12 protein-coding genes are annotated in these 14,210 nt (G+C 58.3%); 11 read left to right on the forward strand and 1 reads right to left on the reverse strand.

Annotation, left to right across the window (positions count from 1 at the left end; genetic code table 11):
* Positions 1–363 precede the first annotated feature (363 nt).
* The 10 genes from mraZ to AC2FNU_RS08875 all read left to right on the forward strand — a co-directional run bounded on the left by mraZ (position 364) and on the right by AC2FNU_RS08875 (position 10,382).
* A complete protein-coding gene (gene mraZ / locus AC2FNU_RS08830) occupies positions 364–867 on the forward strand; it encodes a division/cell wall cluster transcriptional repressor MraZ (protein WP_496787307.1) in 504 nt (167 codons plus the stop codon).
* Between the two features lie 4 nt (positions 868–871).
* Entirely contained in the window at positions 872–1,864 is a 993-nt protein-coding gene (rsmH, locus tag AC2FNU_RS08835; RefSeq protein WP_496787308.1) for a 16S rRNA (cytosine(1402)-N(4))-methyltransferase RsmH, read from the forward strand.
* Positions 1,861–2,229, forward strand: a complete 369-nt coding sequence (gene ftsL / locus AC2FNU_RS08840; RefSeq protein WP_496787312.1) for a cell division protein FtsL — start codon at positions 1,861–1,863, stop codon at positions 2,227–2,229. The genes rsmH and ftsL overlap by 4 nt, the downstream gene beginning before the upstream one ends.
* Entirely contained in the window at positions 2,226–4,013 is a 1,788-nt protein-coding gene (locus AC2FNU_RS08845; protein WP_496787314.1) for a peptidoglycan D,D-transpeptidase FtsI family protein, read from the forward strand. Before ftsL ends, AC2FNU_RS08845 begins: the two co-directional genes overlap by 4 nt.
* A 22-nt stretch (positions 4,014–4,035) precedes the next feature.
* Entirely contained in the window at positions 4,036–5,535 is a 1,500-nt protein-coding gene (locus AC2FNU_RS08850; RefSeq protein ID WP_496787318.1) for a UDP-N-acetylmuramoyl-L-alanyl-D-glutamate--2,6-diaminopimelate ligase, read from the forward strand.
* A complete protein-coding gene (locus AC2FNU_RS08855; protein WP_496787322.1) occupies positions 5,532–6,926 on the forward strand; it encodes a UDP-N-acetylmuramoyl-tripeptide--D-alanyl-D-alanine ligase in 1,395 nt (464 codons plus the stop codon). Before AC2FNU_RS08850 ends, AC2FNU_RS08855 begins: the two co-directional genes overlap by 4 nt.
* A 36-nt stretch (positions 6,927–6,962) precedes the next feature.
* Complete coding sequence (mraY, locus tag AC2FNU_RS08860) at positions 6,963–8,045, forward strand: phospho-N-acetylmuramoyl-pentapeptide-transferase (protein WP_496787325.1); 1,083 nt, start codon at positions 6,963–6,965, stop codon at positions 8,043–8,045.
* 25 nt (positions 8,046–8,070) lie between these two features.
* A complete protein-coding gene (locus AC2FNU_RS08865; RefSeq protein ID WP_496787329.1) occupies positions 8,071–8,514 on the forward strand; it encodes a hypothetical protein in 444 nt (147 codons plus the stop codon).
* A complete protein-coding gene (gene murD / locus AC2FNU_RS08870; RefSeq protein ID WP_496787331.1) occupies positions 8,511–9,908 on the forward strand; it encodes a UDP-N-acetylmuramoyl-L-alanine--D-glutamate ligase in 1,398 nt (465 codons plus the stop codon). The genes AC2FNU_RS08865 and murD overlap by 4 nt, the downstream gene beginning before the upstream one ends.
* Positions 9,909–10,007: 99 nt before the next feature.
* Positions 10,008–10,382: a glycine zipper family protein gene (locus tag AC2FNU_RS08875; protein ID WP_171092324.1), complete on the forward strand. Its 375-nt coding sequence runs from the start codon at positions 10,008–10,010 to the stop codon at positions 10,380–10,382.
* Here the strand turns inward: AC2FNU_RS08875 and AC2FNU_RS08880 are convergent.
* Complete coding sequence (locus AC2FNU_RS08880) at positions 10,379–11,560, reverse strand: BaiN/RdsA family NAD(P)/FAD-dependent oxidoreductase (RefSeq protein ID WP_496787335.1); 1,182 nt, start codon at positions 11,558–11,560, stop codon at positions 10,379–10,381. The genes AC2FNU_RS08875 and AC2FNU_RS08880 overlap by 4 nt on opposite strands.
* 824 nt (positions 11,561–12,384) lie before the next feature.
* Here AC2FNU_RS08880 and AC2FNU_RS08885 point away from each other — a divergent pair.
* A complete protein-coding gene (locus tag AC2FNU_RS08885; protein ID WP_496787337.1) occupies positions 12,385–14,208 on the forward strand; it encodes an adenylate/guanylate cyclase domain-containing protein in 1,824 nt (607 codons plus the stop codon).
* The last annotated feature ends 2 nt before the right edge of the window (positions 14,209–14,210 follow it).

A 14,210-nucleotide genomic window follows, 5' to 3' on the forward strand; every position in this document is an offset into this window, starting at 1 on the left:
CAAAAATTCGACAATTTAGTATATACATCACGTGCCCCAAGCGCCACGATCGAAAAAATTCCTGTTGATTTCCATGAATTCCCATGGCATCCCTTATGTATCCGATGAGGACGAGGCAGCAGGGGCACTAAACGACCCCGAACCAAAAATACAAATCAGGTTTCATACAGGCATCTCGCTTTCATCACTCAAGAGATCCGGCGCGCGGGCGAGCAGACATCCCCCCAGGTGGCGCGTGCAGCTGGACATCCCGCAAAGCGGGTCAATGCGGCGGGTTGATCAGTGGCAGCAGATCAACCCGCCGTTTTTCTTCCGGGGGGAACGTGAATTTGAGGTGGGGCGCAAGCGAAAGGGACAGTCGTCTTGGCGCGCAGGTTTAGAGGTGAAAGCCACCATAAGGTGGACACGAAGGGCAGGGTCTCGATCCCGGCCTCGTTTCGCCGTGTGCTTGAAGCCTCTGATCCCAACTGGCAGCCCGGTGACAATCCTGAGCTTGTGATTGTCTATGGCGACCACCGCCGTAAATACCTTGAGTGTTATACGATGCAGGCGATTGACGAGGTCGACGCCAAGATCGATGCGCTTCCTCGTGGCTCGATGGAGCGCAAGATGCTGCAACGCATGTTTCACGGTCAGTCTTTCCCGACCAACGTCGACGAAACTGGGCGTCTGGTCTTGCCTGCCAAGCTGCGCAACAAGATCGACCTTGAGAGTGAAGCTTTCTTTATCGCCGCTGGTGACACCTTCCAGATCTGGAAACCCGAGACCTACGAGGTCGAGGAATTGGCCAAGGCAGAAGAGTGGATGGACGATCTGCCCGACGATTTCGATCCGATGGTCTATCTCGATGGCGTCAGGGACGCGTGACGGCATGTCCGGCGCTGACTCCTCCTCCGATAAACCCCATATTCCCGTTTTGCTGCGCCCATTGCTGGACGTAGTATCTCCGGTATCCGGTATTTGGCTGGACGGCACCTTTGGAGCCGGTGGATACACGCGTGGGCTGCTGGATGCGGGGGCCGAAAAGGTCATCGGTGTGGACCGTGACCCACTGGCCTTTGAAATGGCCGCGGATTGGGCGGGCGAGTATGGCGACCGGCTGGTGATGCAGCCCGGTGTGTTCTCGCGGATGGACGAATACGCTCGGGATCTGGACGGCGTTGTTCTGGATCTTGGAGTGTCTTCGATGCAGCTGGACCAGGCCGAGCGTGGTTTTTCCTTCATGAAGGATGGTCCGCTGGACATGCGCATGAGTCAGGAAGGCGAAAGCGCGGCAGATCTGGTGAACACAGCAACCGAGGCGCAGCTGGCAGACATCCTTTTTCACTTCGGTGAAGAGCGCGCAAGCCGTCGCATCGCCAAGGCCATCGTCAAAGCGCGCGGCGAGGCGCCGATTGCCACGACCCTGCGTTTGGCCGAGATCATCGAGGCCTGCCTGCCACGCCCTAAGCCGGGGCAATCGCACTCTGCGACACGCAGCTTTCAGGGTCTGCGGATCGCGGTGAACGCCGAATATGAAGAGCTGTTTCAGGGTTTGATGGCTGCGGAACGTGCGTTGAAGCCTGGCGGGCAACTCGCCGTTGTGACCTTCCATTCCATCGAGGATCGGATGGTCAAACGGTTCTTTCAATCCCGCGCGGGCAAGACAGGGCGTGCAAACCGCTATGCGCCTGAAATCGAACAAGAGCAGCCGCAATTCACGTTAAAGACCCGCAAGGCCGTTGGGCCAGATGAGCGGGAATTGCAGGAAAACCCGCGCGCGCGGTCCGCAAAGTTGCGCGTGGCAATCCGAACCGAGGCTCCGGCAGGGGAAATTGATGCCCGTGCCATTGGGATGCCGCAACTGGGGGGAAGGGCAAAATGAAGAGTGTTTTGTATGTGTTGACCGCTCTGTCCGTTTTTGGATTGGCGCTTTGGGCCTATCAGGAAAACTACCGAACCCAGCAGGTGGTGAAAGAAACGCAGAAGCTCCAGCGCGAGATTGGCATGGCGCAGGTTCGGCTGGCCGTTCTGAATGCAGAATGGGCCTATCTGAACCGTCCGGACCGACTGCGTGAACTTGCAGATCTGAACTTTGAGCGTCTGGGCCTGTTGCCACTGCGCGCCGAACAGTTTGGGCGTGCCGATCAGATTGCCTATGCCGAAGACCCCGACCTGCCTATCGTTGACCCGATTGAGTTGCAGGCCATCACCGACATTCAGGCTTTGGGTGAGGTGCAGGTTCCATGACACGCACCCCCCTGCGACCGCTGGCCCGTATTCTGGATGCCCGTGCCCGTGGTGAAAACCCAAAGGCAATTGAGCGGGAGAACATTCGCAGACGCCATGAAGACATGAAAGACCGTGCCCGCGCCCGCGCCGAAGGGCGTCTGTTGGTGCTGGGGCTGTTCTTCTTCTGCGCCTTCTCGGTCGTTGGCGTCCGAATGGGTATGCTGGCCACATCCGAAGCGCAGGAACCTGTGGCAAACGCGCCGGGTGCCGCCATTGCCATGCAGCGGGCCAATATCGTCGACCGCGAAGGACGCATTTTGGCGACCAATCTGGACACCTATTCGGTCTATGCGCAACCGCCCCTGATGATCGACCCGATCGCTGCTGCAGATCAGTTGGTGGCAATCTTTCCCGATCTGGACAAAGAACGTCTGGTCAAGGATTTCACCGGCAAACGCAAGTTCCTGTGGATCAAGAAGCGTATTTCACCCGAACAGAAGCAGGCCGTCCACGACATCGGCGATCCTGGAATTCTGTTTGGTCCGCGCGAAATGCGTCTTTATCCCAACGGAAGGCTTGCTGCGCATATTCTGGGTGGATCCGGCTTTGGTCGTGAGGGCGTCAGTGCCGCTGAAGTGATCGGTGTGGCTGGTGTCGAGAAACAGTTCGACGACTATCTGCGAGACCCGGCCAACGGCAACAAACCGCTGCAATTGTCACTGGACCTGACCATTCAGGCGGCGGTGGAACAGGTGCTGTATGGCGGCATGAAGATCATGAACGCCAAGGGGGCCTCGGCGGTTCTGATGAACGCACACACGGGTGAGGTAGTCTCGGCCGCGTCTTTGCCTTCGTTTGATCCAAATGACCGTCCGCGCCCGCCGACTTCGGGTTTTGATCCGTCGGACAGCCCATTGTTCAACCGGTACGTACAAGGCGTGTACGAGCTGGGATCGGTCTTCAAGATTTTCACCGCCGCTCAAGCTGTGCAGCTGGGGCTGGTGAATTCCAACACCATCATCGACACGTCGGGTCCGATGAAGATCGGCCGCTTTCCCATCGGAGAGTTCAACGGCAAGAATTACGGCAAGATCAGTGTTGCGGATGTGATTGTCCACAGCTCGAACCGGGGTACAGGCCGTTTGGCGTTGCAGATCGGTGCGCAGCGCCAGCAGGATTTCCTGAACACGCTGGGCATGTTCGACCCAACGCCGTTTGAAATTGTCGAGGCCAAGGGTGGGGTGCCTCTTAAGCCCAAGAAGTGGGGCGAGTTGAGCACTGTGACCATTTCCTACGGTCATGGCTTGTCGACCAGTCCGATGCATCTGGCCGCCGGGTACGCGGCGATTGCCAACGGCGGGCACTATGTCAGCCCCACCATTCTGCGAAAAAACGGACCGCAATATGGCCCTCGGGTCATGTCGGAAAACACAGCGCGCCAGGCTCAGAAAATGTTGCGCAAAGTGGTGACGGATGGCACGGCCAGCTTTGCCGAGGTCAAAGGCTATGACGTGGCTGGTAAAACCGGTACGGCGGATAAACCCAAGCCGCGTGGCGGGTATTACGACGACAAGGTCATCGCGACTTTTGCGACGATCTTCCCGGCCTATGATCCGAAATACGTGCTGATCGTCACGTTGGACGAACCTTCGATTGTGGCATACGGCGAAAAGCGCCGCACTGCGGGCTGGACCGCCGTGCCTGTTGCCGCCGAACTCATTGGTCGCGTCGCGCCTTTGCTGGGCCTGCGTCCCCGGCTTGAGCCTGAGGCGGGCGCTGCTATAACGCTGACCTCAAACTAGGCTGTCCGGCAAGAGGTGGGTCATGGGCACAAGGACAAAGAAACTCAACCAACTGGCCCTGACCGCACGCGGGGGCGCAAACCCTAACATCACAGGTCTCGCTGTTGACAGCCGTGAAGTGAAAGACGGCTTCCTGTTTGCGGCCCTTCCCGGCACGCGGGTGCATGGCGGAGAGTTCATCCAGTTTGCCCTGCGCATGGGGGCATCCGCGATCCTGACAGACGCCGAAGGGGCCCAGATCGCCGAAGCCGAGCTTACCGACGCAGAAGCCGCGCTGATTGTGGTCGAAGACCCGCGTCAGGCGCTGGCCGGTGCCGCCGCGTTGTGGTTTGGCGCACAACCACAGACCATCGTTGCTGTCACCGGGACCAATGGAAAAACATCCGTTGCCACCTTTGTCCGCCAGATTTGGTCTGAATTGGACCACGCCGCTGTCAACCTCGGCACGACCGGGGTCGAGGGTGCCTGGACTGCACCGCTGGCCCATACCACCCCTGAACCAATCACCCTGCATCGCTGTTTGGCAGAGGCAGCTGAAAATGGTGTGACCCATGCCGCGATGGAGGCTTCCTCTCATGGCCTGGAGCAACGCCGTCTCGATGGCGTGCACCTGACGGCCGCCGGGTTTTCAAACTTCACTCAAGATCATCTGGACTATCACGAAACCTTTGAGGCGTATTTCGCCGCCAAAGCCGGTCTGTTCAACCGTGTGTTGCCAGAAGATGGCACGGCGGTCATCAACCTGAGCGACCCAAAAGGGGCTCAGGTCCAACGGACCGCCAAATCGCGCGGTCAGTCGGTTCTGACTGTAGGCTTGGGTGATGCTGATTTATGCCTGATCAATCAGCGGTTTGATGCCACAGGTCAGGACCTGCGCTTTTCGTGGCAAGGCCGAACCTACCAGACTCGTTTAAACCTGATTGGTGGATTTCAGGCCGAAAATATCCTGCTGGCCTGTGGGTTGGTCATCGCCGCTGGCGACAACCCCGAGCAGGTGTTTGAAACTCTGCCACATCTGACGACCGTACGGGGGCGGATGCAACTTGCCGCAACGCGCGACAACGGTGCAACGGTTTTTGTGGATTACGCCCACACGCCCGACGCCGTGGCGACAGCCCTCAAGGCGCTGCGCCCGCATGTCATGGGGCGTCTGATCGCTATCGTTGGGGCAGGCGGGGATCGCGACGCCACAAAACGCCCCCTGATGGGCAAGGCGGCAGTCAACCATGCTGATGTCGTGTTTGTCACCGATGACAACCCACGCAGCGAAGACCCGGCCACCATCCGCGCTGCCGTCATGGCGGGTGCGATTGAGGCCGCAGGTCAGGCCAGTGTGACCGAGGTCGGTGACCGCGCCGAGGCCATTCTGCGCGGCATTGACGCGCTGCAGCCGGGCGATGCGCTGCTGATCGCTGGAAAGGGGCACGAAACCGGCCAGATCGTCGGGGATCAGGTCCTGCCCTTTGATGACGTGGAACAGGCCAGTATTTCTGTGGCTGCGCTGGACGGGAGGGTTGCATGACGCTCTGGACTGCATCTGAGGCCGCCGAAGCGACGGGCGGTCAGGCGACGCGTGATTGGATCGCCAATGGCGTGTCCATCGATACGCGCACGCTCCAGCCCGGCGATCTTTTCGTGGCACTGAAAGCCGCGCGGGACGGTCATGGTTTTGTAGCGCAGGCACTGGAAAAAGGTGCTGGGGCCGCGCTGGTTTCTCACATTCCCGAAGATGTCCCAGATGGGGCACCGTTGCTAATCGTTGACGACGTGCAGGCGGGGCTAGAAGCTTTGGGTCAGGCGGCACGGGAGCGAACGGACGCACGTGTTGTGGGCGTAACAGGCAGTGTCGGCAAGACCTCGACCAAGGAAATGCTGGCGACGATCCTCGAAACACAAGGCAAGACCCATGCCAGCGTGGCCAGTTACAACAACCATTGGGGTGTACCGCTGACATTGGCGCGAATGCCGCGCGATACTGAATTCGCCGTGATCGAAATCGGCATGAACCACCCGGGTGAGATTGCCCCGCTGGCCATTCAGGCACGCCCGCATGTGGCACTGGTCACGACAGTTGCGGCGGTGCATCTGGAAGCCTTTGAATCTGTTGCAGGCATCGCCCATGAAAAAGCGGCCATCTTCGAGGGGTTGGAGCCCGGTGGAGCCGCAATTGTAAACGCAGACATCGAGCACGCAGACATCCTGCGCCAGACAGCTCAGAGCCGCGGGGCAGGGATCGTCGATTTCGGACGTAATTCCGCTGATTACCGTCTAGTGGACGTGCAGCAAGGTGCCAACGCGTTGAGCGCCCGAGCCATGGTTGGCGATCATCCTATCCGCTTTGACGTCAACTCTGCCGGCACCCATTTTGCCATGAACGCGCTTGGGGCTCTGGCCGCGTGCGTGGAACTGGGGGTCGATCTGGATCAGGCGATCGCGGGCTTGCGAGCGTGGTCGCCGGTCAAAGGGCGCGGCGTGCGCGAAAGCTTACCGCTGTCCGGCGGTGGCCAAATCGAACTGTTGGACGACAGCTATAACGCCAACCCAACTTCGATGGAGGCTGCGCTGGATGTACTGGCCGCCTCGCAAGCCACCCGCCGGATCGCATTTTTGGGTGATATGAAGGAACTGGGCCCGCAGGAAGAGGCAATGCACGCCGCGATGGCGGATGTTGCCGCCATGGGGAATGTGAATCAGGTGCATTGTATCGGCCCGCTGATGCAAGCCCTGCACAAGGCATTGCCCGATGACAAACGTGGGCTCTGGTTTGAAACCAGCGCTGAGATGGCCGAACACCTCCACGCTTTGATCCGCGATGGTGATACGGTTCTGGCCAAAGGGTCGCTCAGCATGGCTTTGGCGACGATTGTTGACGGTCTGCGCAAAATGGGGCAAGGGAGCGCGCTTGATGGGTGATCACGCCCAGCTGCCGCGTGTGAGAAAGGTATTGTCATGCTGTATTGGTTGACCGCCCTGTCGGACGGAGGGGACTTCTGGAACCTGTTCCGCTACATCACCTTCCGCGCTGGCGGTGCTTTCATGACGGCACTGATCTTTGGATTTCTCTTTGGGAAACCGTTGATCAACGTACTGCGCAAGAGGCAGGGAAAGGGTCAGCCGATCCGCGATGACGGCCCCGAGGGGCATTTTTCCAAGGCGGGCACACCCACAATGGGCGGTTTGCTGATTGTCGGCGCGCTCGTGACGTCGACCCTGATCTGGGCGCGGTGGGACAATCCCTATGTCTGGATGGTTCTATTTGTGACGCTGGCTTATGCCGCTATCGGTTTTGCAGATGACTATGCCAAGGTTTCGAAGCAAAACACCAAAGGTGTTCCGGGCAAGATGCGTTTGGCACTAGGCATTATCATCGCGGTCCTGGCATCGCTCTGGGCTTCATTGCATCATCCTGAAGCTTTGCAGAACCAATTGGCGGTGCCCGTGTTCAAGGATACTCTGGTCAATCTGGGCCTGTTCTACATCCCGTTTGCGGTTGTTGTGATCGTGGGCGCCGCCAATGCGGTGAACCTGACCGACGGGTTAGACGGGCTGGCCATCATGCCTGCCATGATCGCCGCAACAACCCTTGGGATCATCGCCTATGCGGTTGGACGCGTGGACTTCACCGAATATCTGGACGTGCATTACGTGCCCGGAACCGGTGAGATTTTGATATTTACGGCTGCCTTGTTTGGCGGGGGCCTGGGCTTCTTGTGGTACAACGCCCCACCCGCAGCGGTGTTCATGGGAGACACCGGTTCGCTGGCTCTGGGGGGCGCGTTGGGCGCAATTGCCGTCGCCACCAAGCACGAGCTTGTTCTGGCCGTGGTCGGCGGCCTGTTTGTGGTGGAAGCGCTGAGTGTGATCATTCAGGTCCTCTACTTCAAACGCACCGGCAAGCGGGTCTTCCTGATGGCCCCGATCCACCACCACTATGAGAAAAAAGGCTGGGCCGAGCCGACCATCGTGATCCGCTTCTGGATCATCTCGCTGATCCTGGCGATGATCGGTCTGGCGACGCTCAAAGTAAGGTAAAATAAGGAAAAAAATGTTAGTTTTTATGCGCGATCACAATGAATGGATCGCAAACAGTGGTCAGGCTTTGGTTGCGGCAATCGCGTGGACCGCGGGCTTTATGAAAGTAGCCTCTCTTCTGTCCGCAGCTGGGTTGGGCATCGGTCTAGTTGCCTTTGCTCTCATGGCACCCGTTTATGTAGTTCCGAGCTATGCATTCTCTGCACACGCAACTATTGTTGGGTTACGCGGCACAGGCATAATCGGCCAAGATGATGGATTTCGTGAAGTCGCCAAAATGGGTTGGGGAGCGCAGTTTTGCATGCTGATCGTATTTGCAATTGCTGTGTGCTTTGCAACTCCGCTGGCTTTGCCTGACGTACTTACCGGAAATTGGGTTTTGTGGTTGATCTCGTTTGGGTCATTAATGAGCATTTGTTTGACGTATACACTGTTTCTTGTATCCACAAAGCGAAGGGTTTCGCATTGATCCCGGTCAAAGGCTTTACAGGACAGAAAGTCGCCGTTCTGGGGTTGGGCCGGTCCGGTCTGGCAACCGCTCGCGCGCTGCGTGCAGGTGGGGCAGAACCGGTCTGCTGGGACGACAACCCGGCAGCTCGCGAAACCGCAGAAAGCGAAGGCTTTACTTGCATCGACCTGCGCAAGCACGGGGAATTTGATGACGTTGCCTCGCTGATCGTCTCACCAGGCATCCCCCATCTTTATCCCGAACCGAACTCCGTGGTCGCCGCTGCCTTGGACGCAGGCGTGCCGGTCGACAATGACATCGGCTTATTCTTCCGCTCCTTCGCGGGGCCGGAATGGAACAACTACGACACGCCGCCGCGCGTGATTGCGGTGACGGGCTCGAACGGGAAATCCACCACGGCGGCGTTGATCCACCACATCCTGACCGAGGCCGGGCGCGAGGCGCAGTTGGCAGGCAATATCGGACGTGGAGTTCTGGATATCGATCCTGGCGGTGACGGGTCGGTCGTGGTGTTGGAACTCAGCAGCTATCAGACAGAACTTGCCCGTGCGCTGACACCTGATGTGGCTGTATTCACCAACCTGTCGCCCGATCATCTGGACCGCCACGGCGGCATGGGCGGCTATTTTGCTGCAAAGCGGCGTCTCTTTGCCGAAGGCGGGCCAGACCGAGCGATCATCGGCATTGATGAGAACGAAGGTGCATTTCTGGCCGGGCAACTGTCCGAAGGGCCAACGGATGACCGGGTGATCCGCATTTCGGTTGCGCGAAAACTGACAGGCCCGGGGTGGCAGGTGTTTGCACGCAAAGGTTTCTTGTCGGAATACCGCAAGGGGCGGCAGGCGGGGTCTATCGACCTGCGTGCGATCAAAGGCCTGCCCGGTGCCCATAACCACCAAAACGCCTGCGCGGCCTACGCCGCCTGCCGTTCGCTGGGCCTTGCGCCGCGCGTGATCGAGGATGCGCTGCGTTCTTATCCGGGTCTGCCGCATCGCAGTCAGATCATTGCCGAAGCCGGTGGGGTTACTTACGTCAACGACTCCAAGGCGACCAATGTCGACAGCGCGTTGAAGGCGTTGAGCGCGTTCAAAAACATCCGCTGGATTTGCGGCGGGCTTGAAAAAGAGGGCGGTATCGCGGCCCTGAACGCGGCATCGGATCAGGTCATCAAAGCTTATGTGATCGGTCGCGAAGCGGCTGGCTTTGCGATGCAGCTAGAAGCGGACGCCCAGGTTTGCACCACGATGGAGGCCGCCGTGGCGCAAGCGATCGAAGACGCCGAAGTAGGTGACACGGTGTTGCTGGCACCGGCGGCAGCCAGTTTCGATCAATATGACAATTTCGAGCAACGCGGCGACGACTTTACCGAGCAAGTGCGCAAACGACTGACGTAAGGCGACGCTCTGCCGGTTGATCTGGACTTTTCCCAATCAGATTGACACTTTGTGGGAAGTAAGGTTGCGTCACCTTCAGTTCACAAAGAGGTAGCGGATATGTCTGCACGCAAAATTTTCTTCGCCCTTCCCGTGGTCGCGCTGGCCGGAGCCTGCGCCAATAGCGGGGCGAACTATGTCCCGATCATCGATGGGGCGGTAGGGCCCAACTATCAGTCTGATCTGGCCAATTGTCAGGCGCTGGCGCGGTCTCAGCCGACGCTCGACAGTAACACGGCGGGTGCCGCAGCCATCGGCGCGGCGGGTGCTGCGGCAACGACGGCGATCATCGACAACAGCGCCAGCGACCTGGGTCGCGCGGCGGCAGCCGGTGCGCTGATCGGTGCTGGTGCAAGCGCGATCAACAACACTCAGAACCAGGAAGTGATCGTGCGCAACTGTATGCGCGGACGCGGGTATAACGTCGTAGGCTAACGCCTGGCGGCAATGGCAACACCAGCAGCATGTCCTGATGACCATGCCCACTGAAAGTTGTAACCACCCAACCAGCCGGTGACATCCACTGCTTCACCAATCGCATAGAGGCCAGGGACATCCTTGGCCTCCATGGTTTTGGATGACAATCCGTCGGTATCGATGCCGCCCAGCGTGACTTCCGCCGTGCGATACCCTTCGGTTCCCGATGGCACCAACTGCCACGCGGACAAGGCTGAGGTCAGCTCAGCAAGTTTCGCATCTGACTGATCCGCAAGGTTCCCGGACATTGGAATAACTTTACTTAGGTAATCCACCAACCGGGCAGGCAGAAGATGGGCCAATTCGGTTGTCAAAGCCTTGCGGCCCGCGCTCTGACGCTGCGTACGTAGCAGATCGAAAAGCGGCAGATCAGGGATCAGATTGACCCGGATTGCTTCACCTTCCTGCCAGTAAGATGACAGTTGCAACACCGACGGCCCGCTGAGGCCGCGATGGGTGAACAGCAGCGCCTCGTCAAAGCTGGTACGGTCGTTCGATAGCCGAGCCGGAAGGGAGACACCGGACAAATCTTTGAACCGACCATCCGAGAAGGTGAACGGGACCAGCGCGGCGCGCGTGTCGGTCACGCCCAAGCCGAATTGCCCGGCGATGTCATAGGCCAATCCTGTCGCGCCCATCTTGGGGATCGACTTGCCGCCTGTGGCCAGTACCAGATTGGCGCAGGTCAGGTGTTGCCGTTGCCCGTCACGTTCGACCTCTAGTGCAAACCCGTTTTCGGTCTTGCGCAGATCGCGCAGAGACGTTTGCACCCACAGCTCTGCTTCGGCATCGCGCATCTCGTCCAGCAGCATCTGTATGATTTGTTTCGACGACCCATCACAAAACAGCTGACCCAGCGTTTTCTCGTGCCAGGCGATATTGTGACGCCCAACCAGATCGACAAAATCCCATTGGGTATAACGCGCCAATGCGGATTTGCAGAAATGCGGGTTTTGCGACAGGAAGTTGCTTGGGCTTGCGTACATATTGGTGAAATTGCAGCGCCCACCGCCCGAGATACGGATCTTTTCGCCCGGTGCTTTGGCGTGATCAATCACCAAAACGCGCCCACCGCAATGGGCCGCACACATCATGCCTGCGGCTCCCGCCCCCAATATGATCGTGTCGAACCTCATGCACCGCCATTGGCGCGGTTTCCGTGCAATGACAAGAGCGAAAGCCACGCCAGCTGTTGGGGCGTCAAAATTTCGTTGCAGTATTAACGATTCTCGGAGAACGACGGCGCATCAACGGCTGTGGTGTTGAGCAGGCAACAATGTTCCTAAGCCGTCATACAAAGCAGGAAGGGGCCATGTTGTGCGCCCTTGCCACTTCGAGCTTTGCCTTGGGTGGCAGTTTTTTCAACCGTTATAGTTGAGGCACGTGAGGGGTCCTCTGGCGCGGAACGATACTTGATGAGAACGTTGATTGTTCCTTTTGTTCACGTTGAGAAAGCCGCGTAACGCGATGAGTGTGCTGCGTTTTCAGGACGGGATGCGCAGTAGTTTGGGTTTGCGAACCAGCTGGTATGACGAACCTTCGGAGGCACCTGTTTTGCAACTATTCGCCAAGGGTCAGGTACTAACCACACGCCTTTAGCGAGAAGGACGCATGTTGCAAAGCCTTCGTCCAGTCAATCTTTGCGATCCGCTTATCCCCCTCAGATCGGTCAAACACAGCCTGGTCTGAGGGCGCGAAATAAAATTAAGTCGACGAAGGTTCATAAAACACATACAATAAGCTGCATTAGATTGAACTTAACACATTTTAGAAACCAAATCTTTCCGTCAGGCCGACTAGAGCCTTGTGAAGTCCATCAAGACCAAGGTCGGTCATGCGCAGCAAATGCAGCGTCGTCATGAGTACTGCTTTTTGATCTGCGCGATGCACACATCGGATGTAGCCTTATCATTTTAAGGGCGACGCATCCCAAATAGTTAAAGAAGTCAGAGTTACGATCATGGGATTAAATCTGAATCTATACAGGCCAACCGATTTGCCTAAGGCGCAGCTAAGAGCCATCCTGTTTCTGGATGCCTGCGACTATTCAGTTGAAGTACGCGAAGCCGAGATAGAAACACTCGCCACGATCCGCCGCGACTTGAATTGTGCCAGCGAACTTGTTCAAGGCTTTCGGGGTCGCGTAACGGGTCTGACAGGTGATGGCCTGTGCGCTGTGTTTCCAAGCGCGCGCGCTGCGGTGGAAACAGCGTTGGGGGTGCAAGAGGTGCTGACCCAAAGCGCTAAACGCTATGCCAAAGGGTATCGCATCGGTGTGCATCTGGGTGACACGTTTGAGGTCGATCAGCAGATCATTGGCGATGCTGTCAACACGGCGGCCCGGATCGAAAGCGTGGGCTCCCCCGGCGAAGTTCTGGTTTCGAGCGTTGTGCGCAACGCATTGCGCGGTCGAAACGACTTTCTTTTCAACTCTGTTGGCCGTCCCAAGCTCAAGAATATCGGCGCTTCGCTTGAGCTGTTTACTGTGTCGCGGGCGACGATAGAGGGCGCGCTTGAGCAGGCATCAGCAGCAGGCCCCATGCCTGTACCAACAAGCCAGCCTGCGCGAGTTTCACTTCCGTCGTCGATTGCCCACCCCCGTCCGAATTTTGTGGTTGGTCTTTTGTCTCCGGATGTGGGGGCAGGGTCCGAGACTGCCACTTTTGTCTCCAACATCGTCGCAGAACAATTGTCAAAATCGCTGATCGAGATCGAAGCGCTTGAAGTGCAGGATTACCGGGTGTCACAGATCCCGCTCCCGACCGATCCATTGACGACAGGACCTGATCTATTTCTGCAATGCCGGGCGGCGAGTTGCGGTGACATGCTGCAAGTGTCGGCCACTGCCATGAGGTCTGAAGACCGCAAAGTGATCTGGAGCCAGAACGTCGTGGCTGATCAGGGCGATTTTCTGGGGCAAAACTGTTCTGGCCTGACATCCTTCGTCAGCTATGCCACTGATGCATTGCTCACTGCTCTGCTCAACGGGCGTCATATGCGTGATCCGGCATCCCATCATGCTGCCAAAACGGCGGTTGCGGCGGTGCATCATCTGTTGACGATGAGCGGGCCGGGATTGGACGAATTGGAAGCCGACATCCTGGCCGCCTACGAGCTGGATCCCAAGCCGGTCTATCTGGCGTGGCTGGCCTATGTGACCACGTTCAAGGTCGGCGAGCGGTATGGCACATGGGACGCCACGCTTGAGGCGCAGGCGCGCGACCTGGCCCGCCGCGCGGTCGAGGCTGACCCAAACAATGGCACCGTTCTCGGCCTTGTTGCTCATGTGCACTCCTACGTGTTTCGCGAGTTTTCGGTTGCACAGGATCTGGTGGACCGCGCGTTGGAACTTAGCCCGTATCGCGCCATGAGCTGGGATTCGGCCGCAATGCTCTACTGCTACACGGACCGACCCGCGTTGGCGCGGGAAGCTGCACAGCAGGCTAGACTGGTTGGGCGTCACAGCCCGTATCGACACCTGTTTGACGGTGCGGCCTGCGTTGCATCGCTGGTCAGTGGCGATTTTGAGAAGTCCATCGAATTTGGTGAATCCGTGATGGAGGTGCAGCCGCAGTTCAAAACCGTCATGCGCTATCTCGCAGCGGCATACGGACATGCGGGAAACCGCCAGATGGGAGAACAGGCCCTGAAGCGTTTGATCAACTTGGAGCCGGACATGTCACTGGCCTGCATTCAGCAGGATCGTTTCCCGGTGCCGACCCGGTTCAGCGCGCATTTGATGGAAAGCGGCCTGTCACGGATCGGGTTGCCACAGCAGGTTTAAGA

It is taken from the genome of Ruegeria sp. BHSB064 (assembly GCF_059613205.1).

Coding starts and splice junctions, on each gene's coding strand:
- mraY (WP_496787325.1), top strand. CDS start 6,963: ATGCTGTATTGGTTGACCGCCCTGTCGGACGGAGGGGACTTCTGGAAC.
- AC2FNU_RS08845 (WP_496787314.1), top strand. CDS start 2,226: ATGACACGCACCCCCCTGCGACCGCTGGCCCGTATTCTGGATGCCCGT.
- AC2FNU_RS08855 (WP_496787322.1), top strand. CDS start 5,532: ATGACGCTCTGGACTGCATCTGAGGCCGCCGAAGCGACGGGCGGTCAG.
- AC2FNU_RS08875 (WP_171092324.1), top strand. CDS start 10,008: ATGTCTGCACGCAAAATTTTCTTCGCCCTTCCCGTGGTCGCGCTGGCC.
- AC2FNU_RS08850 (WP_496787318.1), top strand. CDS start 4,036: ATGGGCACAAGGACAAAGAAACTCAACCAACTGGCCCTGACCGCACGC.
- AC2FNU_RS08885 (WP_496787337.1), top strand. CDS start 12,385: ATGGGATTAAATCTGAATCTATACAGGCCAACCGATTTGCCTAAGGCG.
- ftsL (WP_496787312.1), top strand. CDS start 1,861: ATGAAGAGTGTTTTGTATGTGTTGACCGCTCTGTCCGTTTTTGGATTG.
- AC2FNU_RS08880 (WP_496787335.1), bottom strand. CDS start 11,560: ATGAGGTTCGACACGATCATATTGGGGGCGGGAGCCGCAGGCATGATG.
- rsmH (WP_496787308.1), top strand. CDS start 872: ATGTCCGGCGCTGACTCCTCCTCCGATAAACCCCATATTCCCGTTTTG.
- AC2FNU_RS08865 (WP_496787329.1), top strand. CDS start 8,071: ATGCGCGATCACAATGAATGGATCGCAAACAGTGGTCAGGCTTTGGTT.